17 protein-coding genes, 2 tRNA genes and 6 pseudogenes are annotated in these 26026 nt (G+C 73.6%); 11 read left to right on the top strand and 14 right to left on the bottom strand.

The window, feature by feature from the left end; translation table 11 throughout:
- Positions 1-4: 4 nt before the first annotated feature.
- Positions 5-1053 (bottom strand): annotated as a pseudogene (locus tag QQK45_RS05520) (zinc-binding dehydrogenase).
- 103 nt (positions 1054-1156) lie between these two features.
- Here QQK45_RS05520 and QQK45_RS05525 point away from each other — a divergent pair.
- Together QQK45_RS05525 and QQK45_RS05530 are read left to right on the top strand one after the other, a co-directional pair.
- On the top strand, positions 1157-1822 hold the full coding sequence (locus QQK45_RS05525; RefSeq protein ID WP_284292412.1) for a TetR/AcrR family transcriptional regulator: 666 nt from the start codon (positions 1157-1159) through the stop codon (positions 1820-1822).
- Entirely contained in the window at positions 1819-2442 is a 624-nt protein-coding gene (locus QQK45_RS05530; RefSeq protein ID WP_284292413.1) for a hypothetical protein, read from the top strand. Before QQK45_RS05525 ends, QQK45_RS05530 begins: the two co-directional genes overlap by 4 nt.
- 6 nt (positions 2443-2448) lie before the next feature.
- Here QQK45_RS05530 and QQK45_RS05535 read toward each other — a convergent pair whose 3' ends face one another.
- Positions 2449-3141, bottom strand: a complete 693-nt coding sequence (locus QQK45_RS05535) for an SDR family NAD(P)-dependent oxidoreductase (RefSeq protein WP_284292414.1) — start codon at positions 3139-3141, stop codon at positions 2449-2451.
- Between the two features lie 92 nt (positions 3142-3233).
- On the opposite strand from QQK45_RS05535, the gene QQK45_RS05540 reads away from it, so the two are divergent.
- Both QQK45_RS05540 and QQK45_RS05545 read left to right on the top strand, forming a co-directional pair.
- Entirely contained in the window at positions 3234-4955 is a 1722-nt protein-coding gene (locus QQK45_RS05540) for an MDR family MFS transporter (protein WP_284292415.1), read from the top strand.
- A complete protein-coding gene (locus QQK45_RS05545) occupies positions 4952-5335 on the top strand; it encodes a hypothetical protein (RefSeq protein WP_284292416.1) in 384 nt (127 codons plus the stop codon). The genes QQK45_RS05540 and QQK45_RS05545 overlap by 4 nt, the downstream gene beginning before the upstream one ends.
- A 21-nt stretch (positions 5336-5356) precedes the next feature.
- Here the strand turns inward: QQK45_RS05545 and QQK45_RS05550 are convergent.
- Positions 5357-5445, bottom strand: a tRNA-Ser gene (locus QQK45_RS05550).
- A 244-nt stretch (positions 5446-5689) separates the two neighbouring features.
- Here QQK45_RS05550 and QQK45_RS05555 point away from each other — a divergent pair.
- Together QQK45_RS05555 and QQK45_RS05560 are read left to right on the top strand one after the other, a co-directional pair.
- Positions 5690-6292: pseudogene (locus tag QQK45_RS05555) on the top strand (LamG-like jellyroll fold domain-containing protein); the annotation flags it as partial.
- 467 nt (positions 6293-6759) lie between these two features.
- A complete protein-coding gene (locus tag QQK45_RS05560) occupies positions 6760-9429 on the top strand; it encodes an LGFP repeat-containing protein (RefSeq protein ID WP_284292418.1) in 2670 nt (889 codons plus the stop codon).
- Between the two features lie 18 nt (positions 9430-9447).
- Here QQK45_RS05560 and QQK45_RS05565 read toward each other — a convergent pair whose 3' ends face one another.
- A complete protein-coding gene (locus QQK45_RS05565; RefSeq protein ID WP_284292419.1) occupies positions 9448-10104 on the bottom strand; it encodes a nucleoside/nucleotide kinase family protein in 657 nt (218 codons plus the stop codon).
- Positions 10105-10362: 258 nt separating this feature from the next.
- On the opposite strand from QQK45_RS05565, the pseudogene QQK45_RS05570 reads away from it, so the two are divergent.
- Positions 10363-12170: pseudogene (locus tag QQK45_RS05570) on the top strand (GMC oxidoreductase).
- A gap of 28 nt (positions 12171-12198) precedes the next feature.
- On the opposite strand, the gene QQK45_RS05575 reads toward QQK45_RS05570, so the two are convergent.
- Positions 12199-13230, bottom strand: a complete 1032-nt coding sequence (locus QQK45_RS05575) for a gamma-glutamyltransferase (protein ID WP_284292420.1) — start codon at positions 13228-13230, stop codon at positions 12199-12201.
- A gap of 118 nt (positions 13231-13348) precedes the next feature.
- Positions 13349-13726 (bottom strand): annotated as a pseudogene (locus tag QQK45_RS22970) (gamma-glutamyltransferase); the annotation flags it as partial.
- A gap of 123 nt (positions 13727-13849) precedes the next feature.
- Between QQK45_RS22970 and QQK45_RS05580 the strand changes: the two are divergent.
- Positions 13850-14605 carry an SDR family NAD(P)-dependent oxidoreductase gene (locus tag QQK45_RS05580; RefSeq protein ID WP_284292421.1) on the top strand — a complete coding sequence of 252 codons (756 nt, stop codon included), beginning with the start codon at positions 13850-13852 and terminating at the stop codon, positions 14603-14605.
- 18 nt (positions 14606-14623) lie between these two features.
- Here QQK45_RS05580 and QQK45_RS05585 read toward each other — a convergent pair.
- The 7 genes and pseudogenes from QQK45_RS05585 to QQK45_RS05615 form a co-directional block, all read right to left on the bottom strand.
- Positions 14624-14708 (bottom strand) — tRNA-Ser (locus QQK45_RS05585).
- A gap of 166 nt (positions 14709-14874) precedes the next feature.
- Complete coding sequence (locus QQK45_RS05590) at positions 14875-15429, bottom strand: GTP-binding protein (RefSeq protein WP_085998078.1); 555 nt, start codon at positions 15427-15429, stop codon at positions 14875-14877.
- 213 nt (positions 15430-15642) lie between these two features.
- Positions 15643-15992, bottom strand: a pseudogene (locus QQK45_RS05595) (DUF742 domain-containing protein).
- Positions 15993-16085: 93 nt separating this feature from the next.
- Positions 16086-16535 carry a roadblock/LC7 domain-containing protein gene (locus QQK45_RS05600; RefSeq protein WP_036954345.1) on the bottom strand — a complete coding sequence of 150 codons (450 nt, stop codon included), beginning with the start codon at positions 16533-16535 and terminating at the stop codon, positions 16086-16088.
- A gap of 90 nt (positions 16536-16625) precedes the next feature.
- Complete coding sequence (locus QQK45_RS05605) at positions 16626-20726, bottom strand: ATP-binding protein (RefSeq protein WP_284292422.1); 4101 nt, start codon at positions 20724-20726, stop codon at positions 16626-16628.
- A 317-nt stretch (positions 20727-21043) separates the two neighbouring features.
- Positions 21044-22468 (bottom strand): RNA-guided endonuclease TnpB family protein, encoded by a 1425-nt coding sequence (locus tag QQK45_RS05610; protein ID WP_284292423.1) that lies wholly within the window; start codon positions 22466-22468, stop codon positions 21044-21046.
- Between the two features lie 7 nt (positions 22469-22475).
- Entirely contained in the window at positions 22476-22733 is a 258-nt protein-coding gene (locus QQK45_RS05615) for a recombinase family protein (RefSeq protein ID WP_284292424.1), read from the bottom strand.
- Positions 22734-22886: 153 nt separating this feature from the next.
- Here QQK45_RS05615 and QQK45_RS05620 point away from each other — a divergent pair, with 153 nt between their 5' ends.
- Both QQK45_RS05620 and QQK45_RS05625 read left to right on the top strand, forming a co-directional pair.
- Positions 22887-23864: an NAD(P)H-quinone oxidoreductase gene (locus tag QQK45_RS05620; protein WP_284292425.1), complete on the top strand. Its 978-nt coding sequence runs from the start codon at positions 22887-22889 to the stop codon at positions 23862-23864.
- Positions 23865-23882: 18 nt separating this feature from the next.
- Positions 23883-24541: pseudogene (locus QQK45_RS05625) on the top strand (bacterial proteasome activator family protein).
- 12 nt (positions 24542-24553) lie between these two features.
- On the opposite strand, the gene QQK45_RS05630 reads toward QQK45_RS05625, so the two are convergent.
- The gene (locus QQK45_RS05630; RefSeq protein ID WP_348525154.1) at positions 24554-25453 is read right to left on the bottom strand and encodes an EamA family transporter; all 900 of its coding nucleotides are present in this window, start codon (positions 25451-25453) and stop codon (positions 24554-24556) included.
- Positions 25454-25606: 153 nt separating this feature from the next.
- On the opposite strand from QQK45_RS05630, the gene QQK45_RS05635 reads away from it, so the two are divergent.
- The gene (locus QQK45_RS05635; RefSeq protein ID WP_284292426.1) at positions 25607-25996 is read left to right on the top strand and encodes a DUF805 domain-containing protein; all 390 of its coding nucleotides are present in this window, start codon (positions 25607-25609) and stop codon (positions 25994-25996) included.
- Positions 25997-26026: the final 30 nt, after the last annotated feature.

The following is a 26026-nucleotide window of genomic DNA, read 5'->3' on the forward strand; positions in this document are numbered from 1 at the left end:
TGAGCTACGGGCGGAGCAGCACCTTGATCGCCCGCCGCTCGTCCATCGCCGCGTATGCCTCGGCGACGTCCTCGAGCCCCAGCTCGAGGTCGAACACGCGCCCCGGCTCGATGGTGCGGGACAGGACGTCGGGCAGGAGTTCGGGGATGTAGGCGCGGGCGGGAGCCATCCCGCCCCCACGCGGAGGTTCCGCGAGAACAGGTACCCGATCGGCAGCTCGGAGCCGCCCGCGGGCACCCCGACGTACCCGACGCGACCGCCGCCGTGCACCGACCCGAGGGCCTGGCGCATGGACTCCTTGGTGCCGACGCACTCGAGGGCGCTGTCCGCGAGATCGCCGCCGAGGAGGTCGCGGACGGCCGCGACGCCGTCGTCGCCGCGCTCGGCGATCACGTCGGTCGCACCGAACTCCCGGGCGAGCTCGGCGCGGTCGGGGTGACGGCTCACGGCGATGACGCGCTCCGCGCCGAGGCGGGACGCGGCGAGGACCCCGCTGAGCCCGACCGCGCCGTCGCCGACGACCACAACGGTCGAGCCGGGCCCGACGCCGGCACTGACGGCCGCGTGGTGCCCGGTCGACATCACGTCGGACAGGGTGAGGAGGTCGGGGACGAGCGCGTCGTCGACGGGTCCGGGGACCCGGACGAGCGACCCCTGCGCGAGGGGCAGGCGGACGTGCTCGCCCTGGGCGCCGTCGACCGGCAGCCCGTCGCGGTCGGTGCCGCCGAACATCGTGACGTGGTCGCACGCGGACGTGAACCCGGCGCGGCAGGACTGGCACGTGCCGTCGGAGAGGGAGAACGGCGCGATGACGAAGTCGCCGGGCGCGGCGACGTCGACGTCGGCGCCCACCTCCTCGACGACGCCGACGAGCTCGTGCCCGATCGGGTGAGGCGACTTCGTCTCGCGGACGCCCCGGTACGGCCACAGGTCGGACCCGCAGACGCACGCGGCGACCACGCGGACGACGGCGTCGCCGGGCGTGAGGATCTTCGGGTCGGGGCGGTCCTTGACCCGGACGTCCCGGGGTCCGTGGATGACGGCAGCGCGCATGAGGGTCCTCCTGGCAAGCGGGTCGGGATGCGGGTTCCACCGTAGCGGAGCAGACTTTTGAGCGACCGCTTGAAATCCCTGCTGACGGTGACCGGGAGCCACGATGACGCCCTCCGACCCGCGGACCGCGGCGACCCGCCGCGCCCTGCTCGACGCCGCCACGGACGCGCTCCGGGAGGTCGGGTACGCCGGCGCGAGCGCGCGGGAGATCGCACGCCGGGCCGGCTGCAACCAAGCGCTCGTCTTCTACCACTTCGACTCGGTCACGGGTCTGCTCCTGGCCGCGCTCGACGACGTCAGCGAGCGCCGGCTCGCGGAGTACCGGGACACGCTGGCCGGGGCGCGGACGCTGCGCGAGCTCGTCGACGCGGCGGAGCGCGTCCTGGCCGAGGACGTCGACGCGGGCCACGTCGCGGTGCTGACCGAGCTGCTCGTCGCGGCGGCGTCGGTACCGGGGCTCGACGTCGAGGTCGAGGCCCGGCTGGCGCCGTGGCGTGCGCTCGCGCAGGACGCCGTCGCCCGCGCCTTCGAGCTCGTGCCCCTCGCCGGCATGGTGCCGCCGGAGGAGGCCGCGCACGTCGTCGTCGCCACGCTGCTCGGGCTCGAGCTGCTCGCCGGAGCGGGCGACGGCCTCGCGACGACCGACCGGCTCTTCGACCGCGCACGGACGGTCGCAGCGCTCCTCGAGCCGGAGCCGGGTCCTTCGGCAGGGCCGGATCGGGCCACCGAGGCGAGTCGGGCGCCGCGGCCCCGGACGGCCCGGCCGTGACCGCGGTGACCGGCGTGACCGGCGGTCGGGCCGACGCCTGGCTCGCCGGCGCGCTGTGGCTCGTCGTGGGGGCGGGCTTCGGGTTCGTGATCTCCGTCGTCGGGCTCGCGACCGTGCCCGCGGCGCTCGTCGTGGCCGCGCTGCTGCCGACCGTCGGCCCACGCTGGGCGCTGGCTGGTCTGGTCGCGGTGGCCGCGGCCGCGGCCCTCGTGATCGGCGTCGGCGAGCGCCCCAGCAGCACCGGGGTCACGGGGTGTCAGCCCGAGCCTGGGGTGACGTGCGTGAGCGACTCGGGCTCGCACGCCGTCACCACCGCGCTCCTCGGCGTCGCAGCGCTGCTCGCGGTGCTCGCCGTCGTCCTCGTGGTCGTCGCGGCGCGCAGCGGCGTGCGACGGCCGCCGGCCCAGCTCGCGTTCCTCGCACTGAGCGGCGCCGGGGTCCTGCCGCTCGTCGTCGCGTACCTCAACCGCGAGGGGCCGGGCGACGTGTGCACCGCGTACTCGGGCGGCCAGTGCGTCGCGGGCACCGAGGAGTGGAGCCCCTGGCCCTGGCTCGTGGTCGGCGTCGGGCTCGTCGTGGCGGGCGTCGTCCTGTCCACGGTGGCGGCCCGACGGCGGTGACGCCTGCTACCAGGGGACGACCTCGCCGAGGTGGTTGCGGAACTGGAGGCCGCCGTCGCCGGTGTGCTTCCCGATCATGTCGAGGATCCCGGGGGCGCTCTGCTCGACGGTGAGCGGCGCGCCGTCGCCGCCGAGCTCGGTCTGCACCCAGCCGGGGTGGACGAGGAGGAGGGTGCGTCGGTCGGTGCGCCGCGCGTCGTAGCTCCGGACGAGCTGGTTGAGGGCTGACTTGCTCGCCCGGTACACCTCGTGCCCGCCGCGCTCGTTGAGGCTGATGCTGCCCTGCCGCGACGACATCACGGCGACGGTCCCCTGCGGCGTGACCCGGTCCGCCAGCCGCTCGACGACGCGCACCGGCGCGAGCGCGTTCGTGAGCATGACACGGGTGAAGACGTCGTCGCCGACCTCGGCCGCCGGGACGTCGGCGTCGGTGATCCCGGCGTTGACGAAGAGCAGGTCGAGCGAGGCCGGGTCGAGGCGGTCGCGGAGGCGGTCGATCTCGGCGGGGACCGTGGTGTCGAGCCGCTCGATCCGCACCCGGGCAGGGTGGGCGTCGGCGAGCTCGTGGAGCCCGGTCCGACGGCCGCCGCGGACCGTCCCGACGACGTCCCAGCCGCGGGTGAGCAGCTCGCGCGCGAGCCCGAGCCCGAGGTTGCGGGACGCCCCGACGACGAGGGCTCGACGTGCTGCATCGGTCATGGGGGCCTCCTGGGAGCTGCGGTCGGGTCATCGCCCACGCTACCGAGCGCGGCGTCCGTCCCACTCCTTCCTCTTCCTCGCGCGCGGGACGGTTGCCAGGAGCACAGTGGAACGGTGAGCGCGACGACGCAGCCTCCTGGACCTGCCGGATCCCCTCCCAGGCGGAGGGACCGCCGGCCCACGCGAGCGCGAACGTCTGGGTCGTCTTCGGGGCGCTCATGCTCGCGATGTTCCTGGCAGCCCTGGACCAGACGATCGTGTCGACGGCGCTGCCGACCATCGTGTCGGACCTCGGCGGCCTGGAGCACCTGTCATGGGTCGTGACCGCGTACCTGCTGGCGTCCACGGCGTCGACGCCGCTGTGGGGCAAGCTCGGCGACATGTACGGCCGGAAGGGCGTCTTCCAGGCCTGCATCGTGATCTTCCTGGCCGGCTCCGCGCTGTGCGGGATCGCCCAGAACATGCCCGAGCTCATCATGTTCCGCGCGATCCAGGGCATCGGCGGCGGCGGGATGATGGTCCTCACGCAGGCGATCGTCGGCGACGTCGTGCCGCCGCGGGACCGCGGCCGCTACCAGGGGTTCTTCGGCGCGGTCTTCGGGGTGACGTCGGTGGGCGGTCCCCTGCTGGGCGGGCTGTTCGTCGACCACCTGAGCTGGCGGTGGGTGTTCTACATCAACCTGCCCATCGGCATCGTCGCGCTCCTGGTGATCAGCTCGGTGCTGCACCTGCCGCGCAGCCACCTCCGCCACAAGATCGACTACCTGGGCACCCTGGTGCTCGCCGGGATCGCGACGTCGCTCGTCCTCATGACGTCGCTCGGTGGCGTGAGCTACGCGTGGGGCTCCTGGCAGACGTACGCGCTCGCCGGGATCGCCGTCGTCCTGCTGATCGCGTTCGTGCCCATCGAGCGCCGGGCCGCGGAGCCCGTGATGCCGCTCAAGCTGTTCCGGCTGCCCGTGTTCAACGTGACGTCGGGCATCGGGTTCATCGTGGGCTTCGCGATGTTCGGCGCCCTGACCTTCATCCCGACCTTCCTGCAGGTGGTGCACGGGGTGTCGGCGACGACGTCGGGCGTGCGGATGCTGCCCATGGTCCTCGGGATGCTGCTGACGTCCATCGGGACGGGCCAGATCATCAGCCGCACCGGCCACTACAAGATCTACCCGATCCTCGGCATGGGGATCACCGCGATCGCCCTGTGGCTCATGTCCCGCCTGGGCGTGGACAGCTCGATCCTCGAGATGAGCGCCGCATTCCTCGTCCTCGGCCTCGGGCTGGGGCTCGTCATGCAGGTGCTCGTGCTCATCGTGCAGAACGCCGTCCCCTACGAGGACCTCGGCGTCGCGACCGCGGGCGCCACGTTCTTCCGCTCGATCGGCGGGTCGTTCGGCGTCGCCGTGTTCGGCAGCATCTTCTCCAACCAGCTCGCGTCGAACGTCCGGGACGCGCTCGCGGGCACGAACCTGCCCAGCGGCTTCGACCCGTCCGTCATCCAGGGCGACCCGCACGTCATCTCGCAGCTCCCCGCCGACGTCGGCCGGTCGATCATCGGCGCGTACTCCGACTCCATCTCGACGGTCTTCCTCTACGCCGCGTCGATCGCGGTGATCGCGTTCGTGCTGGCGTGGTTCGTCAAGGAGCAGCCGCTGCGCAAGACCGTCGCCGTCACGGACATCGGCGAGGGCCTCGGCGGCTCCCCGACGGAGCGGTCGTCGCTCGACGAGATCCAGCGCTCGCTGTCGGTGCTGAGCAGCCGGGACGCGCGCCGCGACCTCTACCGGAGGCTCGCCGCCAAGGCGGGGTCCGCGTGAGCCCGCTGGGCGCGTGGTGCCTGCTCAAGCTCGACCACCTGGGGCCGCTCGAGTGGAAGGCCATCTCGGCGCGCACGGGCCCGGCCCTGCCGAGGATCAGCGAGACGTACGACCAGCTCGTCGACCTGGGGTACGTCCACGACGACCCGCCGGGGACGGTCGCGCTCACGGACGCCGGGCAGGCCGCCGCGGACGCGCTCGACGCGGCGCGCCGCGACTCGCTCGCCGAGCTGCTCGACGGATGGGACCCGGAGCAGCACACCGAGCTCGCCTCGATGCTCAGCGCGCTCGCGCGGGCGCTCGGCGGGAGCGACGCGGAGGAGCCGCGCGAGGAGACGGAGAAGGCCCCGGCGAGCGATGCTCGGCCGGAGCCTTCATGACGTTCTTTGCGAACCCGTGAGCGGAGACGGAGGGATTTGAACCCTCGAACGGGTTGCCCCGTTACCACCTTAGCAGGGTGGCGCACTAGACCTGACTATGCGACGTCTCCTCGCCGATCGCGGTTCCGGCCGACCCCACGAGCGAACCCGGGGGCCTGACGGCTACGGACCAGGCGACGCTAGGTTACCCGTGCGGCACGCCCGGGAGCAAAACTCACCCCCGAGTCACCCGCCGACGCGCGGTGCGTCGCGTATCACGCGGCCCGAGCCCGGCGTCGTTCCCCGCGATGCCGGACGCATCAAGCGCCCGACCCGTCAGCGGGGACCCAGCAGGCATCCCCGCGGAGGCATACCATGTCCGCGCTCATCGACTACACGTTGGACCGCGCGGCGGTCCACAACCCCGACGGCTCGCGGGCCGTCACCTTCGCCGGCGTCACGGTCGTCGCCGGCCCCGGCCACACCGCGCTGGGCAACCTCCCGAAGGCGCTCGACCTCGGCACCGCCGGCAAGGCGAAGGTCGACCTCGCCGGGCTCGCCCCCGACGCCACGCGCTTCACCGTCCAGGTCGCCCTCAAGGTCGACGCGCTCCCCACCAGCACGCAGACCGTCCTCGCGTCCACGCTCCTGCCCTTCTCGCTCACGGTCGAGCGCTCGGTCGGCACACCCGCGGGCGTCGCCGTCGTCGGGCACGTGACCCCGGCCGCCGGGGCGAAGCACGGCGCGAGCACCACGTACGCGACGGCGATCTCACCGGGCTCCTGGCACGTCGTCGCGCTCGTCTACGACACCGACACGATCGGGGTCTTCGTCGACGGCGCGCTCCAGGCCGTGCACGCGTTCCCGCGGGGCACCGTCACGGTCGCCTCCGCGGGCGCGCTCTTCCTCGGCACCGACGCGCAGGGCGGGTCCCACTTCGACGGGGCCCTGGCGGCCGTCCGCTGGTCCGACGACGTCCCCTCGGCCCTCGAGGCCCTCCTCGACGCGCACCGCACCGCGCCCGAGTGGTACCTCAGCTACAAGGAGGAGTCGCTCGTCCTGGCGGGGCTCGACCTGGGCGACCCGCGCTCTCCGGTCACCTGGTCGCCGGGTATCGGCGCGTCCACGCAGGCCTACCAGAACGGCCTCCTCATGTACGCGGAGGACGCGGGCGTCGCGTTCGAGATGCACGGCGCGATCTGGCAGCTCTACGCCTCGCTCGCCGACCCGAACCCCCTCGGGGCGCTCGTCAGCGACGAGACGGACAGCCGCGCGTCGGGCGGGCGCAAGTCCCTGTTCACGGGGGCGGGATCTACTGGTCCGCCGGCACCGGGGCGTTCCCCGTCGTCGGGCACCTGTACCTGTCCTACGAGCGGCTCAACGAGGCGGCAGGGCTCGGCTTCCCCACCGCATTCGCCGACGCCGTCCCCGGTGGCCTCGAGCAGGTGTTCCAGAACGCCCGGCTCTACCTCAAGACCGGGACGACGGTCGCGCACGAGCTGCACGGCGCGATCCTCGCGCACTTCCTCGCGACCGGGGCGACCGGGACCTGGGGGTTCCCGCTCACCGACGAGAGCGACGTCGTCCGCGACCACACCGCGATCGGCCGGTACAACGAGCTCGAGAGCTGCACGATCTACTGGTCGGGAGCGACGGGCGCGTTCGAGGTGCACGGCGACATCCGCCGCAAGTACCGCGACCTCGGCGGCCCGGGCGGCCAGCTCGGCTTCCCGACGTCGGACGAGGGCGACATCCCCGGCGCACCCGCGCCCGCCCGGTACAACACGTTCCAGAACGGCAGCCTGCTGTGGTTCGGCACGTTCGACGGGATCATCGTCGCCACGTCGTTCTCGCTGTTCCTCAGCAAGGTCGACACGGTCGAGTCCGAGGGCCTGTTCATGGGTCAGAACGACGTCTACCTCAAGGCCATGGTGGCCGAGGGCCCGGCGATGATCGTCAACCAGCGCTGGCCGGCGTCGGGCGACTCCGACGACCACAACGTCGTCCAGCCGAACCTCCGCCTCCCCGCCCAGGGCGGCATCACCACCAACCGCGCCGACCAGGTCCTCACCGTCACCATCGACGTCTGGGACTCCGACGACGGCGCCCCGTTCGGCGGCGGCGACGACCACCTCGGAACCTGGACCAAGCAGCTCACGATGGCGAACGGCTGGGGTCTGCGCGAGTCCGGCGGGGTGCTCCACTCGGGGCACTTCTCGAACATCAACGACATCGTGCTGTCCGTCCAGCCGACGCCGCCCCCGGGCGGCTTCTCGGCGAACGACCACTGGTGGGCAGTCGGGAACCGCGGCACGCAGGACATCGCGTACGCGGACTACGCCGCGGCGTTCAGCGACGTCGACTCCTCGCCCGAGTGGTGGGACCTCGACGACGACCTCGACCAGCTCTTCTACGCGCTCGTGATCGACGGGCTCGCGCGGGGTGGCAACTGCTTCGGGATGAGCCTCGAGTCGATCTACGTCGACAAGGGGCAGAGCGCGTTCAGCCTCCCGCTGTCGCGCTTCGGCGACTGGAACCAGCTCGTCGAGACGTTCAACACCAAGCACCAGTACCAGGTGGGGTCGGCGCCGATCTGGTGGTTCGTCGACCAGTTCCTCTCGGGCCACACCCACGACCCGAAGACCGTTTTCCTCGAGACGCAGGCGGCCGCCGCCCGCGGCGACGACCCGGTCCTCTGCATCGCACAGAACGCGGACTTCAGCGGGGCGCCGCACTGCATCCGGCCCATCGGCTGGGACACCTCGACGAGCCCGTGGACCATCACGGTCCACGACCCGAACTTCCCGAGCACGAGCCGCACCCTCCAGGTCGACCCGAACGCCAACACGTTCCACTACGCCGGGGCGGGCGCCACGTACGACGGGACGTCGTCGAGCGGCGGCCGGCTGCACTACATGCCGTTCCACCTGCTCAGCTCGCGCGAGCACACGCCCGTGTGGGACGCGATCCTGCTCATCCTCGCGGGCACGGTCCTGATCCTCGGCTCCGACGCCGAGACCGTGTCGCTCACCGACCTGCAGGGCAACGACCTCGACGGGTTCGGGGCGCGGGCCCGCCAGCTCGAGGCCTCCGGAGCGCCGCTCGAAGGGATGTTCGTCGGGGTCGGCGGCTACCACGCCGGCCGCACCACGGGCGGCGGCAGGGTCGCGCAGCTCCGGCCCGTCGACGGTCCGATCGTCAAGGATCCCGGCGACGGCCCCGTCCACGTCCCGCCGGTCCACACCGGGCCCGTCGTCACCGGACCGGTCACCACCGGGCCCGTCGCGACCACGCCCCAGGGGCGACCCGTCGTCGGGGAGGTCAAGCTACGCCGTCGGGCGACCGTGCAGGACGTGACCCTCGGGGTGCGGCCGCCGATCACGGTCGTGCTCGGGTCGGTCACGCTCAAGCAGGTCGCGTCCGGCGGGGTGACCCGCAGCAAGGTCGCGACCGCGCTCGCCCAGGATCCCGCCGTGAGCGGCGCGCTCGGCGACGCCACCGTCCACGAGGTGGTGGCCAACCCGAAGCTCGTCGCGAAGCTCACCCCCGCCGCGCAGGCGGCGCTCGGCGCGCTCCAGCTCGCGGCGACCGAGTCCGACTACGTGCACCAGGTCAAGGCCGTCCGGGCCGGCAACCTCGACTACGCCGTCCGGCACGGCCTGTCGAAGCTGCACGTCACGGCCCCGGTCGCGTCCGGCGAGACGGCGTCGCTCGCGCTCAGCGGCGTCGGGACCGCACGGACCGTCCTCGGGGTCACCGCCCAGCACGACAAGGCGGCGCACGTCCGCATCGACCAGAAGCTCGGCGTCACGGGCGACTCGCTCACGCTCGTGCTCGACGGGGTTCCCCTCGCCGGTGGCCAGGCCGCGCAGATCAACGCGAAGCCCGGCATCGGCGGCGTGGAGGTCGTGTCCGGCGGGGCGCACGTCGACGTGACGGTGTCCGTGGAGGCCGTCGTCGGCGGGCGGACCACGAGCCACCGGTTCAGCGTGCCCCTGCAGAACGGCGTCCGGATCGACCCCGCGTCCGTGCTCGCGGCCGGCGGGCTCGGCGTCAGCCAGATCGGCCAGATGTTCGGGCCGTCGCTGTCGAAGTCGGTGGTGCCGTCGATGTGAGCCGGGACCGACGCCCGCTCAGCGCCGCCCGGTGGTGCGGTCCAGCACCGCCGGGTGGCGCGCGTCGTCCACGTGCACGACGACGTCCGCCTCCTCCGCGGGCGCGACCTCACGCTCGTAGCGGTCGTAGGCGGGCAGCGTCCAGCGCTCGTCGTCGGGGGTGCGACGGCGCAGCGTCGCGGGCCGGGCCGCCAGGTGGAGCGTGAGCTCGACGGGCAGACCCTGCCCGAGGAGGAGGGCGCCGTCGAGCAGGAGGACCGACCCGGGCGGGGCGTCGCGGGCGGGCTCACGCGTGGGCCGGTCGGTCGCCGGGTCGCGCAGGCTCGGGGTGAACCGCCCCGACCCGCCCGGGCCGAACGGGCGCAGGACCTCCCGCTCGAGCGCCGCGGCGTCGAGCCACGACTCGTAGAGCGCGTCCGGGTCCTCACGACCCCGTTCGAGCCGCAGCGACGCCGCCCGCAGGAACGTCCCGGCGCTGACCCGGAACGCCTCGTGCCCGGCCGCCCGCAGCGGCTCGACCAGGGCGTCGGCCCAAGCGCCGGGCTCGGTGGACGGGTGCCCGTCGAGCAGGACCCTGACGCGGCGTCCGCCGGCCCCGCCGGTCCCGGTGAGCCCGAGGACCCGTGCGACCACCAGCTCGACGACCCCGTCCCGGCTCGTCGGCTGCACCCCCACGCCCCCAGCATGCCGGGTCACCCACGTCGTAGCGGCATCAGCCACCACAGCTCCAGCCGCGCAGCACACAAAAGCTGGCTCAAACGGACAAATCAATGCCCAAGACTTCCCGCACGACCGCGCTGTAGGGAACTGGTGCCGCAACGGCGGCCGGACGGGGCGGAACCGGAGACCGAGGCGAGCCGGAGGACAGAGGGTGGCGGGGGTGAGACACGACTATCTGCGACCGGGCCCCAGGACGCCGTAGCGTCCCACCGCATGAGCTTCGACTACGACGTGGTGGTCGTCGGTTCCGGGTTCGGCGGCAGCGTGGCGGCCCTGCGACTGACCGAGAAGGGCTACCGGGTCCTCGTCCTCGAGGCGGGACGCCGGTTCGCCGACGAGGACTTCGCCCGCACGTCCTGGCACCTGCGCGACTTCCTGTGGGCGCCGGCGCTGGGCTGCTACGGCATCCAGCGGATCGCGCGGCTGCGGAACGTCCTGGTCCTGGCGGGTGCAGGCGTGGGCGGCGGCTCGCTCGTGTACGCGAACACGCTGTACCGGCCGATGGACGCGTTCTACGAGGACCCGTCGTGGGGTCACCTCACCGACTGGAAGGCGGAGCTGGCGCCGTACTACGACCAGGCGTCGCGGATGCTCGGCGTGACGGACCTCCCGCACGAGTCGCCCGCGGACACGGTGATGCGCCGGGTCGCGGACGAGATGGGGGTGGGCGCGTCCTTCCGGAAGGCTCCGGTGGGCGTGTTCTTCAACCCCGGGCCCGACGGCGCACCCCGCCCGGGCGAGGCGGCGGCGGACCCGTTCTTCGGCGGTGTCGGGCCGGAGCGGCGCGGCTGCCTGGAGTGCGGCGAGTGCATGACGGGCTGCCGGCACGGCGCGAAGAACACGCTGGTGAAGAACTACCTGCACCTCGCCGAGCGGGCGGGCGCGGAGGTCCGGGCGCTGACCACCGTCACCGACCTGGTGCCGCTGCCGGGCGGCGGCTACGAGGTCCGGACCCGACGCACCGGTGGCGTGCGGCCGCCGCGCGGGGCGAGCCCCGCGGACGGCAACCCGAGCGGCCGGGGTGAGGGACGTCGTCGGGCACGTGTCACCGCGGCGCAGGTGGTGCTGGCCGCGGGGCCGCTCGGGACGCAGAAGCTGCTGCACGCGCAACGCGACCGCGGGAACCTGCCGCACCTGTCGCCGCGGCTGGGCGCGCTCACGCGCACCAACTCGGAGGCGCTCCTCGGGGCGATCGCGGGCGACGACGCCGTCGACTACTCGCGGGGCGTCGCGATCACGTCGTCGTTCTACCCGGACGCGCACACGCACGTGGAGCCGGTCCGGTACGGGCGCGGGTCGAACGCGATGGGGCTGCTGCAGACCGTCCTCACCGACGGGCGCGAGGCGACCGGGCGGGCGCGCTGGTGCACGTGGCTCGCGGAGCTGTGGCGGCAGCGTCGTGACCTGCGGAAGCTGTACGACCTGCGGCACTGGTCGGAGCGGACGGTGATCGCGCTGGTCATGCAGTCCGACGACAACTCGATCACCACGTTCACCCGGCGGAGCCCGCTGGGTCGGCGCATGACGTCGCGACAGGGGCACGGCGCCCCGAACCCGAGCTGGATCCCGGCCGCGAACGAGGCGGTGCGGCGGATGGCCGGGGTGATGCGGGGACGCCCGGAGGGACGATCGGCGAGCCGTTCGACGTGCCGATGACCGCGCACTTCATGGGCGGGTGCGCGATCGGGGCGTCGGCGGAGGAGGGCGTCGTCGACCCGTACCTGCGGGTGTTCGGGCACGCGGGGCTGCACGTGGTGGACGGGTCGGCGATCTCCGCGAACCTCGGCGTCAACCCGTCGCTGACCATCACCGCGCAGGCCGAGCGAGCGTTCGCGCTGTGGCCGAACCGCGGGGACGACGACGCCCGCCCGCCGCTCGGGGAGACGTACGTGCCGCTGGCGCCGGTCGCGCCGCGGTCGCCGGTCGTTCCGCCGTCGGCGCCGGGGGCGCTGCGACTGCCCATGCTGCCGGTCGTGGCGGTCCGCCACAGCTCCGCCGCCCGCCCGCCTTCGCCGACGTAGTACGGCGGCCGTACTCCTTCGGCGTGAGTCAGACGCCGGAGGCCGCGCCGATGACCGCGCGCGGGTCGGCGGCGCCGGCGCGCACGCCCTCGTCGGTGACGTCGATCAGGTGCGCGTGGCCGAAGCCGACGCCCTCGGCCGCCTCGACGACCTCGTGCCCGCGCCCCCGGAGCCCGTCGGCCCACGTGCTCCCGTGCTCGACCTCGACGCGCACCGCGTCCTCCCACGTGTCGAAGCCCGTCGCGCCCCCGTGCAGCCTCCAGCGCGGCGCCCCGATCGCCTCGCCCGCGGTCGCGCCGCCCGCGAGCATCCGCGCGAGGACCTGCAGGAGGAGCTGCGGTTGCGCGTCGCCGCCCATCGTCCCGACGACGGCGCGCAGCGACCCGTCCGGGCGCGTCACCAGGGCGGGGGTGAGAGTGTGCGGGGGCCGCCGTCCGGGACCGTATTCGGCGGGGTGACCCGGCCGGAGGTTGAACCCGACGCCCCGGTTCTGCAGGTTGATGCCCGTGCTCGGCTCGAACAGCAGGCTGCCGAAGCCGGCCGCGTTCGACTGGATGAGGGATACGGCGAGCCCGTCCCCGTCGACGGCGCACAGGTAGGTCGTGTCCCCGTCGCGCTGCGGCGGGTCGAAGCGCGTGGTCCGGTGGTCGGGGTCGATCTCGGCGCGGAGCTCCGCGGCCTCGCCGGACGGCGCGGCCCCCTGGTGCAGGACGTCGAGGCGGTCGTGCCCCGCGGCGCGCGACGCCTCGACGAGGAGGTGCGCCCAGAGGGGGTCGTCGGCATCGTCGGGCAGCGCGAGCCCGTCGGCGATCTCGGCCGCGAGGAGCAGCAGATAGCCCTGCGAGGCGGCCGGGGTGCTCCACAGCGTGTGCCCCCAGGCGGGCGCTGAGATCGGCGTGACCCAGTCCGCCTGGTGGCGCGTGAGGTCCGTGGCGTCGTACTCGGGCCGCACGCCGTCGCGAGCGCCCGCCGCGCCCAGGGCCAGCAGCCCGGCACCGAACTCGCCGCCGTAGAACGCGTCGCGGCCGTGGGCGGCGATCCCGCGCAGCGTCCGCGCCACCCCGGCCGCCGCACGACGGCGCCCGCGTGGGTGGCGGCGAGCAGGTCGCCCGCGCCGTCGACCCCGTCGAGCCGGGAGGCGGGCCGCACCAGGATCGGGGACGCAGGAAGCCCTCCTCGGCGAGCCGGACCGCGGGCGCGACGAGGTCCGCGAGGTCGCGCGTCGCGTACCGGGCGTGCAGCGCGAGGACGCCGTCGACGCACCCCGGTACCGGGACCGACCGGATGTCGCCGTGGAACGGCATGCTCGTGTGCCCCTCCGCGCGCAGCCTGTCCGGGTCGGCGCCGGAGCCCGCGCGACCCGACGCATCGAGCGCCGCCGGCGCACCGGCGCCGTCGTGCACGAGGGCGAACAGGTCACCGCCCAGCCCGCACAGGTGCGGGGCGGTCACGGCCAGGACCGCGTGGGCGGCGAGGGCGGCGTCGACGGCGTTGCCGCCGTCCGCGAGGACGTCGACCCCGGCGGCGGTGGCGAGGTGGTCGACCGTGCACACCATCCCGCGCGGGGCGTAGCGGGTGGCGGTGCGGAACGTGCTGGTCACGGGACGACAGTAGACCCGCGACAGGGCGGTTCCGCACCCCGGGCGTACGGCGCGACGGTCCGCCGATAACCTGGCGCGATGCACCTGGAGGACATGTTCGGGCTGGGCGGCCGCACCGCGCTGGTGACCGGCGGGAGCTCGGGGATCGGGCGGGCGATCGCCGGCGCGCTGGCCGCGGCCGGGGCGCACGTCGTCGTGGCGGCGCGGACGGGCACCACGATCGACGCGACCGTGGCCGCGATCCTCGCCGACGGCGGATCGGCGGACGAAATCGTCGCCGACCTGTCGACCCGCGCCGGGGCCCATGCCCTCGCCGACGCCGTCGGGGACGTGGACGTGATCGTGAGCTCCGCCGGCATCAACCTCCGACCGCCCATGCCCGACCTCGACGACGCCACCTGGGACGCGACGATGGCGGTCAACCTCGACGCGCCCTTCGTCCTCGGCCAACGCCTCGCGCCCGGGATGGCCCGACGAGGCTACGGGCGGCTGATCCACATCAGCTCGCAGCAGGCGCACCGCGCGTTCGCCGCGAGCGGCGCGTACGGCGTCTCGAAAGCCGCGCTCGAGGGGCTCGCTCGGTCGCAGGCCGAGGCGTGGTCGGCGCACGGCGTCACGGCCAACGTCCTGGTACCCGGGTTCGTCCCGACGCCCCTCAACGAGCGCCTCAGCTCGGACCCCACGACCGTCGAGGCGCTCGCAGCACGGACGCTCGTCGGCCGGAACGGGCGACCCGAGGACTTCGCCGGGCCCGCCGTGTTCCTGGCGAGCCCCGCGTCCGCGTACGTCACGGGTCAGTCCATCGCCGTCGACGGCGGGTTCTCCGTGCACTGAGCACGGCCACGCCGAGAGCGGAGGGTGAGGGATTCGAACCCCCGGTCCCTTGCGGGACAACGGTTTTCAAGACCGTCACATTAGGCCGCTCTGTCAACCCTCCTCGCGCCGGAGCGCGCGCCGCCATTCTTCCATGCGCGCGACACCGGTCCGCACGGTGCGGCAGCGCGACGGTGCGCCCGCGAACCGTCCGGCCACCGACGTCCCCGCCGGGGACGACGACGGCCCCGCCTCCGCGCGGGAGGTGGGGGCCGTCGTCGGGCGCAGAACTACTGCGCGGCGCCCTGCTGGGCGCGGAGCTGCTGCATGGCGAGCTGCACGAGCGCGACGAGCGTCTGCTTGGTCGCGGCGCGCGAGCGCGCGTCCGTGTAGAGCATCGGGACGTGGCCACCGATCTGGAGTGCCTCGCGGACGTCCTCGAGGCGGTGCTTGGCGACGCCGTCGAAGCAGTTCACGCCCACGACGAACGGGATGCCCCGCGACTCGAAGTAGTCGATCGCCGGGAAGCACTGGTCGAGGCGCTCGGTGTCGACGAGCACGACGGCACCGATCGCGCCGCGCACCAGGTCGTCCCACATGAACAGGAAGCGGTCCTGGCCCGGCGTGCCGAACAGGTACAGCCACAGGTTGCCCGGGAGCGCGACGCGGCCGAAGTCCATGGCGACCGTGGTCGTGGTCTTGCGGTCGCTCACGCCGCCGGCGTCGTCGACGCCCACCGAGTGCTCCGTCATCGCGGCCTCGGTGTTGAGGGGCTCGACGTCGGAGATCGACCCGATGAAGGTCGTCTTGCCGACCGCGAACCCGCCCGCGACCACGATCTTCACGACGGTCGGGGCGGCGCGGCCGACCTCGGCCGCGGTGCCCTGCGAGCCGTCGGTCGCGGCGGGCTGCGACGGCGCAGCCGGGCCACCGTCGGTCGGGACGCCACGGAGCACGGGGGCGCGGGCTGCGTGGCCACCTGCTGCGGGGCGAGCGGTGCGCCGGGGGCCCCCGTCACGCCGACCGGGGTGCGCACGGGTGCGCCCGACGGCGCGTGCTCAGAGGGAGGAAATGCCATTGAGAACACTCTCCAGGACGCTCAGCGACAGCCCCGGGTTGTGACCGTGGCCGGTGTGGACGTTGACGGGGGTCGACGTGTGGACGGTGACGTAGCCCTCGTCGGAGAGGTCCGCGACGAGGATGCGGACGACACCGAGGGGCAGGCGCAGGAGCGCGGACAGCTCCGCGACCGAGACGTAGTTGTGGGCGGCGTGCTGGAGGATCGCACGCTTCTCGGGCGGCAGGCCATACCCGTTGACCGCGCCCGGCATCACCTCGACGAGCGCCTCGAGCGGAAGGTCCGACGTCGCCGAGCGCACGCGTCCCCCGTCACCGCGTACGGGCGCACCGTGGCGGCCTCGTAGACCTCGCCGGGGGTACGGGTACAGCTGGGATGCCGCCCGGGACCGTGTTCGTCACCGACCTCACCTCGTCCTGGTCGTCAGCCCTGCGACGCGCGCGTGGCGCCGTCGACGGGCAGGTTGCCCCGCATCTCCGAGATGAGCTGCGGGGTCAGCGTTGCCTCGGTGCGCGAGACGAGCATGGCCATCTCGTAACCGATCAATCCGACATCACAGTTTGACTCAGCGACGACGGACAGAACAGACCCGTTCGAGATGTTCATCAGGAACAGGAAGCCGTTGTCCATCTCGATGATGGCCTGGCGCACGTTGCCGCCGCCGAGCTGGCGGGCTGCGCCGCGCGTGAGGCTCGACATGCCGGAGACGATCGCCGCGAGCTGGTCGCCGCTCGTGCGGTCCAGCTTCTCCGACATCGCCATGAGGAGACCGTCGGCGGACACGACGAGCGTGTGACGGCTCCCGGGTACCGTGCGCACGAAGTTGTCGAGGAGCCACCCGAACGTGGTTGCCTCGGTGCTGAGTGCGTTCACTCTTCCTCCAGGTCAGGTGCTGCGGGTGCAGCACAGTCTTCGTTCGTCGTTCGCCCGTCTCGCGACATCCACGGCCGGGCCGGGGCAGTGCTAGGCGCGGGACCCGTCCCCGGTTCCCGGTCCGTCGGTGCGGCCGTACGGCCCGCCGAACGCGGCCTCGAACTCGGCGTCGAGATCCACGGAAGGCTGGCTGACAGCGTCCTCGCGCGCCCGGCGGGTCGCGCTCTGGAAGGCCCGGAGCCGCTCGCGCAGCACCTCGGCGTCACGGTCGATCCGGTCGCTCGCGCTCTGCTGGCCGGACGACTCCTGCTGACGGCGCGCACGCCGCGTGAGGGTCGGCCCGGTCGTCAGCTCGACGACCGGCTGGTACGTCGCACCGGTGGGCGCAGGGTCGAACGAGTTCGTGCGCAGCAGCGTCGTCATCTCCTCGTACAGGACGGAGGACGCGAGCCACTCGGACTTCGCGGTCACGGGGTCGACGACGTACTCCGGGTCCAGCGGGTCGAGCGAGCGCGGTCGCAGCGACCGTCCCGGGAGCCCGGGAGCCGCCGCGTCGAAGCGCGGGGCGGCCGGTGCCGCCGGGGTCGGCGCCTGCTCGTAGGCCGGGGCCGGCTCGTAAGGGGCCGGAGCCGGGTCGTACGCCGGGGTGTACGGCGCGGGAGCCGCGTCGACCTGGGGCGCAGCCGGCTCGGCGACGGGCGCGTAGGGCTCGGCGACGGCGTCCCGCTCCACCGCGGGCTCGTTCACCGGGCTCGGCGCGGGAAGCGCGGACGTCCGCGTCACGCCGGTCAGACCGAGGGCCTCGGCGGAGTGGATCGACGAGGCCGGCACGACCGGCGTCGGCTGCGTGAGCGTGCGGAGCGCCTCCGTGTATGCCTGCTGCGAGTAGCCGCGGCGGAACCAGCCGCGGTTGCGCTTCGCCGCCTCACGGACGTCGCGGCGCGTCGGCAGGTTGGTGAGCAGCTCGTCGAAGGCCGGGAGCGCCTGGTCGAAGCCGAGCGCGTCGTCGTGGCTCTCGCCGCCGTCCGCCGGGATGCCCGACGCGGGCACGTAGGCCTCGTCGGACGGGTACGCAGCGACGGCGGGCGCGGGCTCTGCCACGGGCGCGTCGGTCTCGACGTCCTGCGGGCGCCCGAAGTATCCGCCCAGGTCGGAGTACGGCGACGACGGTGCACCCTCGGCCGGGGGCTCCCACAGCGCGGCGGCCGACTGCACCTCGGAGAGGGCGGGCGAGCCGGTCCCGTGCTCGCCGCGCGACGGGAGGGCGGGCTCGCCGAGGACGAGCTGCGGCTCCCAGCCGGTGTCCTCGAGCTGGAACGCGCTGGGGTCGACGTCGGGGACGGACGGCGCGTACCCGTAGGCGGGCTCCGCGGCGGGCGGGGCCGGGGGCACGTCCGTGACGAGCGCGGGCGACGTCCAGGACGCGGGCTCCGGCTCCTGCCTCGCCGGCACCTCGGGTGCGACGAGCGACTCGTACGACGGCTCGTCGCTCCCGACGACCGTGGCGGTCTCCTCGACCGCGGGGGCCACGGGGGCCGGTGCCGCCGGGACGGCTGCGGTCGCGGACGTCGACGGGCCGGACTCGACCTGCTGGTTGATCTGGTTCATCGACCGGAAGCCGGAGAACATCGACGTGCGCACGACGTCCTCGGGCACGGGGACGAGGTCGACGGACGTCTCGTCGGGCAGCTGGTGCGGCTCGGCGGCCGACGGCTCGAGCGAGAGCGCGGACGGCGTCGGGTCGGGCGCGAGGAGGGGCTTGGGCTCCGGCACCGGCGGGAGGTCGCGGCGACGGCTCGGCAGGGCGGCGCCCGCGACGGCCTGCGTCGGCGGCGTCCAGCCTGCGGCCTCGCCGCCGAGGTCGGCGGGGAGCTCGGGCGTGCTGAGGGGCGGCAGCACGACGTTCGCCGCGCTCGCGGTGGGCGCGGCCCCACGGACGGGGAGCCCGCTTCCGAAGGTGTCCGGGGCGCCGTCGGGCCGGGCGGTCCGACGCTTCGGCATTCCGGACGCGGTCGTGCCGTCGGTCAGCGCCTCGAGGTCGACGGGGACGGCGACCTCGGGCTCCGGCAGCGGGCCGGACGGGTGTCCGGACGTCGCGGGCGTGCGCGCGGGCAGGCTGTCGGGCGCGCTCGGGCGCCCGAGCTGCCCGACGGCGGCCTGCGTCTCGGCGGCCAGCGGGTCGGTCGGCTCGGGGAGCGGGACCTGCGAGTCGCTGACGAACAGCACGGCAGGGAACGACACGACGGCGGTGGTGCCCTCGCCGTTGTCGCCGGAGGACGTGAACTCGACCGAGGCGCCGAGGCGCTGCGCGAGGCGGCCGACGACGTAGAGGCCGAGGCGCTGCGCACCGAGCACCTCGGAGGCGCCCGACGACGTGACGCGGGACCGCGCCTCGGCGAGCTCCTCGGTGCCCATGCCCAGGCCGTAGTCCCGGATGATGACCTGCACGCCGGACGACGTGCGGTTCGTCGAGACCTCGACGGGCGTGTGGGGCTCGGAGAAGCGGGTCGCGTTCTCGAGGAGCTCCGCGAGCAGGTGCGCGGCGGAGAGCGCGTTGTGCCCGAGCATCAGCGGGTCGACCGGGAGGATGAGGCGGACCCGGTCGTACATCTCGATCTCGGACGACGCCGTACGGATGACGTCCGACGTCGGCATGGGCTGACGGACACGGCGGCCCGAGTCGATGCCCGCGAGCACGAGGAGGGACTCCGCGTTACGACGCATTCGGGTCGCGAGGTGGTCGAGGCGGAACAGGTTCGACAGCGAGCCCGGGTCCTCCTCGGTGCGCTCCAGGTCGTCGAGGAACGAGAGCTGGCGGTTGAGGAGCACCTGGTCGCGGCGCGCGACGTTGACGAACATCTCGGCGATCGAGCCACGGAGCGCGGCCTGCTCCTTGGCGACCGTGATGGTCGTCGCGTTCACGTCGTTGAACGCGCGGGCGAGCTGGCCGACCTCGTCGGTGGACTCGACCGGGATCTCCTCGAGCATGAGGTCCGGGCCACGGCCCGGCTCGGCGACCTGCTCGACCAGGGTCGGCAGCTCCTCACGGACCGTCGCCGCGGCGTCGGTCAGGCGACGGAGCGGGCGCACGATCGTGCGGGCGATCGCGAGCGCGACGATCACGGACAGCGCGAACGCGAGGACGCCGATGCCGAGGGTCACGGCCGCACGCGTCGTCGCGGACGACTGGAGGTCGGCGGCCTTGGCGTCGACCGCGCTCGCGACGTCGTCGCGTGCGGACGCCGTCCCTGCGGTCTGGTTCTGCGAGAGCGAGAGCCACTGGGTCGCGTTGGCGGGCGTGGCCGCCGTCGGGGTCGCGGACGCGATCTGGGTCCGCAGCGTCTGGTAGAGGCCGGACGACGGCGGAAGGTCCGCGTGGATCCCGAGCGCGGCGACCACGTTGGCGAGCTGCGACGCACGAGTCTCGTCGTCGCTGATGAGGCCGGAGACCTGGACGGCGTTCGTGATGACGCCCTTCGAGGCGAGGGTCGCGATCGTCTCGGTGCCCTCGAACGGGTAGGAGAGGACCTGGTAGCCGGCGGTCGTCTCGAGCGACAGCTGGTTGGCCAGGGTCGTCGCGGTGTTGTACGCGTCGACGAACTGCGCGAGCGTTCGGTCGGACGCGGTCTCCGAGAGGAGGGTCCCGATGTTCGTCGCGAGCGACACCACGTTCTGGTACGAGGTGTCGATGTAGCCGGCCGTCTTCCCCGACGAGCCGGTGGAGAGCCCGACGTCGACCTGGCGGCGGACCGTGTCGAGCCGGTCTCCGGCCGAGAGCGACGTCGTGATCGCCTTCGCGAGCTGGGTGTTGAACTGACCTAGGTCGAGCGCCCGGAGCTCCTTGTCGCGATTCGCGAGCGTCGTGTCCGTGAGGTTGCGCGCCTTCTTCATCGCGTCCACGGAGTCGTCGCCCGCGGCCCCGGCCGTGACCTGGTCCGTGGCGAGTCGCTCGGCCTGGGCTGCGTCGAGGAACGCGTCCTGGCTGGCGAAGACGGCCGTCAGCGTGTGGACCGCGCGCGCTTCCCGCGCGTCGGCGATCGCCTGGGACGAGATGTACGCGGCGGCCACGAACAGGACGAGGACCGGCACAGCGAGGGCGGCGAGGATCTTCCTCGAACGCTCAACCTGCGGAGCATACGCACCTTCCTGTCGGCGCTGCGACCAGCACCTTCTTCTGCCGGGACGGCTCACGCACGTCACGGGACCGCGCGCGTAGTGCAACGCCTCGAACGAACTTCCCGCTAACTATCCGCGATCGAGCCACGATCACCTAATCCGGATCACGATCCGGAGCAGCCCCTCCGGCGTCGGGCCCGCGGTGCGAGCGGGCGTCCGAGCGCCTCCCACCCTGAGCGATGACCACCCTCGAGCGCAAGACCGTTCGAGGAACTCGATGATTCCTGCTTCCTGCTTCGTCGACCCTTGCCTGCCCTGGCGGGCGGGGTCTTACGCGGTCTCGACAGGCGTTTCGGGTCTCCGGGGAACTGCCCGGCGACCGTGTGCTTGGTCTACGCGGCGAGGCGTAGGAGATTGATCGCGGCCGTCCGGTCACGATCGTGGACGGTCCCGCAGGGGCAGGTCCAGATCCGGTCCGCGAGGGTCAGGTCGTGGTTGACCGCGGCGCAGGTCGGGCAGGTGCGGGTCGAGGGGAACCACCGGTCCGCGACGACCACTTTGGACCCGTACCAGGTGGCCTTGTAGGTCAGCTGGCGACGGAACTCGGCCCACCCGGCATCGGCGATGTGCCGCGCCAGGCGCCTGTTCTTGACCATGCCCGCCACGGACAGGTCCTCGATCACGATCGTCGACTTGGTTCTCGTCAACGACGTGGTGAGCTGGTGCAGGAAGTCCGCCCGGGCGTGCGCGACCTCCAGGTGGACCTTCGCGACAGCGGCGGCAGCCTTGGCCCGGTTCTTCGAGCCCTTCTGCTTACGGGCGAGGGCCTTGTTCGCGCGCCGCAGCCGGCGCAGCTTGTGCCCGAGGTGGCGCGGGTTCGGGACCTCGACCACGGTGCCGTCATCGGCCGCGATCGTCGCGAACGTCGTGATCCCGAGGTCGATCCCGACCACCGGGCCGCCGGTGGGCGCCCTGTGGCGGGCGTTGATGTCGGTGCGGTCCACCTCGACCTGGAACGCGACCCACCACCTTCCCGCCCGCCGTTCGAACCGTGAGCCCAGGACGCGGGCGCGCCGGTCGGCGATGCGGTCGGTGAGCCACCCCATGTCCTCACGCGTGGAGACCTTGCCGATCGTCGGGACGTGCACCAACCGCGACGTGGCGGGGTGGGCGGTGTGAGCGTCGAACCGGCAACTCGCGCCGTCCTTGCGTCGCCGGAACCTAGGGAACCCGACCCGTCGACCCTTACGAGCCGCCGTCTTGGACTTGGCCCAGTTGCCCAGTGCGGCCGCCAATGCCCGGCACGCCTCCTTCGGCACCCGCGAGGACAGCCCTTCATCGCTGAACCACGGGTAGGCCTGGCGGTGGGTGGCCCGCCAGTACTTCTCGAGCGCGGGCGCCGACCAGCCCATCGCGGGCGTCAGCTCGTCGTCGCGAAGACCGTAGGTGCGTTCCGCGGCGCGCTGTCCCATCACCGCCACCACGTGTGCGAGGCAGTGGTTGAACACGACCCGGTGCAGACCGGCGTGCTGCGCCAACCGGGACCCCTGGGCAGCGTCGGGTGCGAGCTCGACCCGGAACCCCTGCAACGTCACGACGCCACACTCCCAGGCCCCACCGACATCGCCGCCACCGCGGCATCCGTACGCCGCCCGTACAGGCGGGCGGAACGAGGTCAGGACCTCGGTCAGATCCCGCACGAGATCGTCAGCGACCTCACCGTCGTCCAGGATCACGATCGAGCGGCCCTGCGCGCCGAGAGCGGCCTGGAGATGCTCGAGCCCGAACCTGGCAGCACGGTCACGATGCTCAACCACGATCGCCTCACCGGCGGTCCGCGAGCAGTCGGGAGAACTTCGCCCGTCGGGCGTTCAACCCGGACCCTACCTCGCTGACCACCGCGTCAAGGCGCAGCCCGCGCTCCAGCGCCCCGAGCTTGACCCGGCCGACCTGACACTCCAGATCGGCCTGCTGGTCCGCGCCCGTGACCCGGCAGTACCCCACCGTCCGGCCCTCGCGGACCGCCACCTCGGTCAGGGCGAGATACCGGCCCGTCGCCGTCTTCACGATCGGGACAAGCATGTTCCCTCACGCGCCCACGCCGCGCCGTCCGACAGCGGACACCCTGCTCACGAGCCCAATCCGACAACCTCACGACACTGAGCTACTGCATCACCACTGAGAACGCTGACAAGCACGCGAACAGTTCGCAACCCCCGGCATAGTCTCGTGCTCATGCGCGTCGTCCAGATCACCCGCCCGGGAGGGCCGGAGCAGCTCACCGTCCGCGAGGTCTCGGACCCGTCGCCCGGCCCCGGCGAGGTGCTCGTGGACGTCGCGGCCGCCGGCGTGAACCGCGCCGACCTGCTGCAACGCCAGGGCCACTACCCGCCGCCGCCGGGCGCGCCCGCCTGGCCGGGCCTGGAGGCGTCGGGGACGATCGCGGCCCTGGGCGACGGCGTCGACGGGTGGACGGTCGGAAACCGGGTCGCAGCGCTGGTCACCGGCGGCGGCTACGCGGAGCGGCTGGTGGTGCCGTCCGGGCAGCTCCTGCGTGTCCCCGACGAGCTCGACCTCGTCGACGCCGCCGGGCTCCCGGAGGCGGTCTGCACCGCGTGGAGCAACCTCACCGGGCCCGGACGGCTGCGTCCCGGTGAGCGGGTGCTGGTGCACGGAGGCTCGGGCGGCATCGGCTCGGTCGCGATCCAGCTCGTGGCGGCCTCCGGCGCGTGGGGAGCGACGACGGCGGGCGGCCCGGACCGTGCGGCACGGTGCCTCGAGCTGGGCGCCGACCTCGCGGTCGACCACCGGTCGGAGGACTTCGTCGCCGCGGTCCGGGACGCGACGGACGGGCATGGGGTCGACGTCGTGCTCGACGTCGTCGGCGCCGGATACCTGGCCCGGAACGTCGAGGTGCTCGCGGACGAGGGCCGGCTCGTCATGATCGGCATGCAGCAGGGGCGCCGCGCGGAGCTCGACCTCGGCGAGGTCATGACCCGGCGTCTCACCGTGACCGGGACGACGCTCCGGTCGCGCACCCGCGAGGCCAAGGCCGCGATCGTGGCCGACGTCGCGGCCCGCGCGTGGCCGTGGCTCGACGACGGCCGCCTGGGTCCCGTGATCGGTGCCCGTCTGCCGCTCGACGAGGCCGCGCGCGCCCACGAGCTCGTCGAGTCGGGGACCGTGTTCGGCAAGGTGCTCCTGCTGCCCTGACGGGGCAGACTGGACGCCATGCCCGACGACGCAGAGCAGCAGGTACCGGCCGTGCCCGACACCGACGACGAGCGCGCCGAACGCGAGGCCGAGCAGGCCGCCGAGGACGCCGTCCGCGAGGCCGCGGCCGCGCAGGTCGCGTCGCAGCTCGTCCTGCCGCCCGGGGTCTCGCCGTCCGGCGACGGCGCGGAGGAAACGAACGAGGAGCGGACCTCGATCGAGGAGCCCGCGAAGGTCATGCGGATCGGCACGATGATCAAGCGCCTGCTCGACGAGGTCCGCGAGTCGCCCCTCGACGAGGCGGCGCGTGCGCGGCTCGCCTCGATCCACGAACGCTCGCTCCACGAGCTCGAGGACGGGCTCTCCCCGACCTGATCGACGAGCTGCACCGCATCACGCTGCCCCTCACGGACGACAAGACGCCGTCGGACGCCGAGCTCCGGATCGCCCAGGCACAGCTCGTCGGGTGGCTCGAGGGCCTGTTCCACGGCATCCAGACCGCCCTCGTGGCGCAGCAGATCGCCGCGCAGAACCAGCTCTCCCAGATGCGTCGGGGGCTGCCGCCCGGCCTGTTCGGCCCGGCCGGCCCGGGGACGCCCGGCGGCCAGGGGCCCGGCGCGCCGGGCGGTCCGCAGGGCCCCGACGACCAGCGCCCGACGCCGGGTCAGTACCTGTAGGGACCGTGAGGCTCAGGCCACGGGCGGCAGCTCGGGCGGTGGCGTGCGCCGCCGGAGCTGGCCGGTCATGAGCAGCGCGCCGGTGACGCAGGCCAGCCCGCCGAGCTCGCCCGCCGTCGGCACCTGCTGCAGGCCGAGCGCACCCACGACCGCCGCCGTCGCCGGCAGCAGGGCCATGAGCACCGAGAACGTCGCCGCGCCGACGCGGCGGAGCACGACCTGCTCGAGCGCGTAGGGCACGACGGACGAGAGCAGCCCGACGACGACGGTCCGCCACACGAGCCCGACGTCCGTGAACGCCACCGCCGCGGGGGCGGCCAGGCCGGGGGCGAGCGCGACCGCGCCGACGGTCATCGCCACGGCGAGCGTCGTGACCCCCGAGCCCGCTGCGGCGACGCGCCGGCCCAGCAGGATGTACGCCGCCCAGGCGGCCGCGGCGATCCCGACCGCGACGAGCCCCACGACGACGTCGTGCCGGTCGTGGCCCGGGCCGGGCCGGAGCGCGACCCCCGCGAGCAGGACGACGCCCGCCGCCGCGACGACGATCGCCCCGCGCTCCCGCCAGCCACGACCCGTGAACGCGGCCACGGCCACCGGCCCCGTGAACTCGATGGCGACGGCCGTCCCGAGCGGGAGGTGGTCGATCGCCACGTAGAACGCCACGTTCATGACGGCCAGCGCGAGCCCGAAGGCGACCGCCGCACGCCACCGCGCGGCGGTCCACCGTTCGCGCCACGGCCGACGCCACGCCAGCAGCACGACGGCGGCCACGGCTGTGCGGAGCCACGCCACCTCCGGCGCGCCGACCGCGGCGAACAGGCCGACGGCCACCGCCGCACCCACGTACATCGCCGTGCCCGAGCCGACCAGCACGACCGGCGCGGGCACGCGGTCCAGGCTCGGGCGGCTCACCGGCCGAGCCTACGTGCGCCGTCGGGCGAGGGGCCGCAGAGGCCCGGGCGGGTGAGCCTGTGGAAAGGCTCTTCCCGGCGAGGCCGCGGGGCTCTAGGCTCTGGCCGCCCGGCAACGATGCCGGGCGTCACGTCTCACCCCAGGTGGTCACCGATGTCCCTCGTCGACTCCGTCCGCTCCGTCCTCACCAACTACGCCAACTTCTCGGGCCGCGCGCGCCGCTCCGAGTACTGGTGGTTTGCACTCGCGGCTGCCGTCGTCTTCATCATCCTCGCGGCGCTGGGCCAGGCCAGCAGCATCTTCATGGTGCTGTACGGGCTGGTGGGCCTCGCACTGATCGTGCCCGGCCTCGCCGTCGCGGTGCGGCGCCTCCACGACACCGACAAGTCGGGCTGGTTCGTCCTGCTCGGTCTCATCCCCCTCGTCGGCGAGATCATCCTGATCGTCTTCTACGCGACGGCCGGCAGCGACGGACCGAACCGGTTCGGCCCGTCGCCCAAGGCGCCGGCAGCCGCCGGGACCGTGCCCGCCTACCAGGCCTGACCGGTCCGCACGCACGACGACGGCCGCCCT

Origin of the sequence: Luteimicrobium album (assembly GCF_030161555.1) — a bacterium.
Classification (GTDB): Bacteria; Actinomycetota; Actinomycetes; order Actinomycetales; family Cellulomonadaceae; genus Luteimicrobium; species Luteimicrobium album.